This is a genomic window from Halomicronema sp. CCY15110 (assembly GCF_016888165.1).
Lineage (GTDB): Bacteria > Cyanobacteriota > Cyanobacteriia > Phormidesmidales > Phormidesmidaceae > Halomicronema.
On the sequence record NZ_JACSWC010000184.1, the window covers coordinates 1 to 4,079 of the forward strand.

The 4,079-nt window shown below is 56.0% G+C and carries 4 protein-coding genes; all 4 read left to right on the top strand.

Translation table 11 applies throughout. The features are described 5' to 3' along the window. Positions 1-317 precede the first annotated feature (317 nt). Positions 318-1,709 carry an NAD-dependent succinate-semialdehyde dehydrogenase gene (locus tag JUK32_RS05515; protein WP_204137851.1) on the top strand — a complete coding sequence of 464 codons (1,392 nt, stop codon included), beginning with the start codon at positions 318-320 and terminating at the stop codon, positions 1,707-1,709. 18 nt (positions 1,710-1,727) lie between these two features. Continuing rightward, complete coding sequence (locus JUK32_RS05520; RefSeq protein ID WP_204137852.1) at positions 1,728-3,365, top strand: acetolactate synthase large subunit; 1,638 nt, start codon at positions 1,728-1,730, stop codon at positions 3,363-3,365. Further along, on the top strand, positions 3,353-3,877 hold the full coding sequence (locus JUK32_RS05525; RefSeq protein ID WP_204137853.1) for a hypothetical protein: 525 nt from the start codon (positions 3,353-3,355) through the stop codon (positions 3,875-3,877). The genes JUK32_RS05520 and JUK32_RS05525 overlap by 13 nt, the downstream gene beginning before the upstream one ends. A gap of 17 nt (positions 3,878-3,894) precedes the next feature. Further along, positions 3,895-4,079: hypothetical protein (locus tag JUK32_RS05530; RefSeq protein WP_204137854.1), on the top strand; the 185-nt coding region annotated here is incomplete at its 3' end.

Here is a 4,079-nt window from a genome sequence, read left to right on the forward strand (position 1 = left end):
GGCCTGTCATCATTTAGTCATCAAAGCCTTGCGGCAAAAGGACGACAGGCCCTAGTTTATTTCAGGAGTGCGGGCGCAGTAATGCTGATCCCACCAGGTCTCTGGAATTAATTGATGACGCACCCTAGGCCCCACGCCTCAACCAGATTAATTAATTGATTGCTAACGTTCAGGTTTGCCAACGTTGAGCATTGATGAGGGTTTTAGTTTGCAAAAAACTGTTATCAGTGAACAATCAATACGATTTAGCAGGCAACTCTGGTTTCTCTTGTCAGAGTAGAAATATACGTTTTTCTGATCGAGATCGGGAGGTCATTATGGCGATTGCCACTACTAATCCGACCAATGGTAAATGCCTGAAGACATTTGACGCTCTCAGCTCAGCGGCGATCTCTGACCGCATTGACCGCGCCCAAGGGGCGTTTGAGCAGTATCGCCACACTTCGTTTCAACAGCGGGCAACTTGGTTGCAGTTTGCCGCCGATCTTTTAGACAACAATAAGCAAGCCTACGGCGCAATCATGACCCAGGAAATGGGGAAACCGATTAAAAGTGCGATCGCGGAAGTGTCTAAATGTGCCTGGGTTTGTCGCTTTTATGCCGAACATGCGGCGGATTTTTTGAAGGATATTCCCGCCATTACCGACGCCAGCCAGAGCTTTGTGCGCTATCAGCCATTGGGCATTGTGCTCGCCGTGATGCCGTGGAATTTTCCGTTCTGGCAGGTCTTTCGATTTGCCGCACCGACGCTGATGGCGGGCAATGTGGCCCTGCTGAAACATGCTTCCAACGTGCCCCAGAGTGCCTTATTGATCGAGGAAATCTTCCGTAAAGCGGGATTTCCGGAGCATGTCTTTCAAACGCTGCTGATTGGGGCCGATGCCGTGGCGGCAGTGGTGACGGACGATCGCGTGAAAGCGGCCACCCTGACCGGGAGTGAACCGGCAGGGGCGGCGCTGGCCTCACTAGCGGGTAAACACATCAAGCCCACGCTGTTGGAATTGGGTGGGACGGATCCATTCATCGTTATGCCGAGCGCCAATCTGGATGACGCGATCGCCACAGCGGTAACGGCGCGCATGTTAAATAACGGCCAATCCTGTATTGCCGCCAAGCGATTTATTGTGCATGAAGCGATCGCTGATCAGTTCATCCAGGGATTAACCGCTAAATTCCAAGCGCTGAAAGTGGGTGATCCAACTGCGATCAACACCGACATTGGTCCCCTGGCGACTCCCGGCATTCGAGACGAATTGGCAGCGCAAGTCGAGACCTGTCGTGAGCAAGGAGCCAACGTCCTGATCGGCGGTGATGTCGCGGCCCTGGTGGCAACTTTGCCGCCCGAACTCCGCGAGGGCAACTTTTATCCACCCACGATTTTGGCGGATATTCCCCCCGGCACCCCGGCGGATCAAGAGGAGTTCTTTGGTCCCGTGGCGCTGACGTTCCGGGTGCCCGACCTGGCGGCAGCGATCGCCCTAGCGAATAGCACGCCCCTCGGGTTGGGTGCTAGTGCCTGGACGCAAGACGCTGACGAGTGCGATCGCTTGGTCAACGAGTTGGAAGCGGGGGCCGTCTTTATCAATGGTCTGGTGAAATCGGACCCGCGCTTGCCCTTTGGCGGCATCAAGCGATCGGGCTATGGCCGCGAACTGGGGCGCGAGGGCATTCTGGCTTTCGTCAATCAAAAGACTGTGTGGATTAAATAACGCGAGGACTGACAGGAAATGAATACCGCCGAGCTGCTGGTGCAATGTCTCGAAAATGAAGGCGTCGACTATATTTTTGGCGTCCCCGGAGAGGAAAACCTCGCCGTTTTGCAAGCCCTGAAAAAGTCCTCCATTCAGTTCATCACCACCCGCCATGAACAGGGAGCCGCCTTTATGGCCGATGTGTATGGTCGGCTGACGGGCAAGGCGGGCGTGTGCCTGTCGACCTTGGGGCCAGGGGCCACCAACTTGATGACCGGGGTCGCCGATGCCAACCTCGATCGCGCCCCCCTCGTGGCCATTACGGGTCAAGTCGGCACCGATCGCATGCATATCGAATCGCACCAGTATCTCGATCTGGTGGCGATGTTTTCCCCCGTCACCAAATGGAATGCGCAAATCGTGCGCCCCAGCATCACCCCCGAAATTGTCCGCAAAGCCTTTAAGCTCGCCCAGACCGAAAAACCCGGCGCGGTACATATTGACCTGCCGGAAAACATTGCTGACATGCCCGTGGAAGGTTCGCCCCTGCGGCGCGACAATCGCGAAAAGTCCTTCGCTTCTTTCCAAAGCATTCAGCAGGCATCAGTCGCCATTTCCCAGGCCACCAACCCGCTGATTTTGGTCGGCAACGGGGCCATTCGGGCCAACGCCAGCGATGCCCTGATCAAGTTCGCCACCGAGTTAAACCTACCGGTGGTCAACACGTTTATGGGCAAGGGCGTGTTGCCCTATACCCATCCCCTAGCGCTGTGGACTTTTGGCCTGCAGCAGCGCGATTTCATTTCCTGCGGTATCGAACGGGCGGATCTGATTATCGCCGTGGGTTACGACTTGGTGGAATATTCCCCCAAAAAGTGGAACCCGGAAGGCGACCTGCCCATTTTGCACATCAACTCGACTCCAGCGGAAATTGACAGCAGCTACATTCCCCGTACGGAAGTGGTGGGCGATATCGCTGACTCGTTAGAGGAAATCGCGAAGCGAGTCAACCGCGAAGGTCGTCCCGACCCGATTAATGTGCAACTGCGGGACGAAATTCGGGCCGACTATCAGCGCTATGCCGATGACTACGGCTTTCCGGTGAAGCCCCAAAAGTTGATTTATGACCTGCGCCAGGTGCTGGGGCCAGAAGACATTCTGATCTCTGATGTGGGGGCTCACAAAATGTGGATTGCCCGCAACTATCACTGCGATCGCCCCAACACGTGCCTCATTTCCAACGGCTTTGCCTCGATGGGCATCGCCATCCCCGGCGGCATCGCTGCCAAACTGGTGCATCCCGCTCGCAAGGTGATTGCGGCGACGGGAGACGGTGGTTTTATGATGAATTGTCAGGAACTGGAAACCGCGCTACGGTTGGGCACGGCGTTCGTGACGATCATCTTTAATGATGGCGGCTATGGCCTGATTGAGTGGAAGCAGCACAATCAGTATGGCGAGTCCAACTTCGTCCATTTCAATAATCCCGATTTTGTGAAGTTCGCAGAATCCATGGGTCTCAAGGGCTATCGCGTGACCTCGACCGAAGACCTGGTGCCGACGCTCAAAGAAGCGTTAGAGCAAGATGTGCCAGCGGTGATTGATTGCCCCGTCGATTATCGCGAAAATCTCTTGTTCAGTCAGCAAACTCGCGACTTGACGTGCTCCATTTAACGTCTTCGGACTGGCAGTTTTGCCTGCGCTGGACGGTGGCGACGACTGTCGCGATCGCCCTTTGCAATCCCCTCGGCGCTATCGGCTTGTTTAGCGGGCCGGTAATATTAGCGATCGCCCAGAGCTGGGCCATGCATCCCCACTGGCCGCACTATCGGTGGTGGGGCCTCGCGACCATCATTGGCAGCTATTGCGCCATTTTCACCCTGGTGGCGCTGGTGCTGTGGTCGCGGTGGCCGGTGTTTGTCATGGTGTTTGTCTGTGGGGCGATCGCCGCCCTGCCCCACATGCTGGTGTTGCGCCACTATCGCCAGCCCTGGCGCTGGTGGCCTTGGATCAATGCCGCCATTCTCACCCTCAGCCTTTTCTGGTTTATGCCCAACGTCATCAACGCTGCCATCTACGGCAACAGTCGCGGCATGGGGGAGTGGCTGGCCCTCGCCACGCTAACGGGACTGATCGGCAGTAGCTTAAAAGGCTTTGCCCTCACCCAAGTGCTGCGATCGCGCTAGGGCATTTAACCAGGTTGATGAGCACAGGATTCACAGACGCCAAAGAATTCCGAAGTGTCGCAGTAGATTGTGAACAATCCGGCAATGGCGCTTCCAGGTCCGCCACCGGGCAGGCGCTGATGGGCAATAAGGGACTTGCGCGAAAAAAAGATCCCCATGAACCGAGTTTCGACTTCGCTCAACTCTCGATACTGGCAGGTTG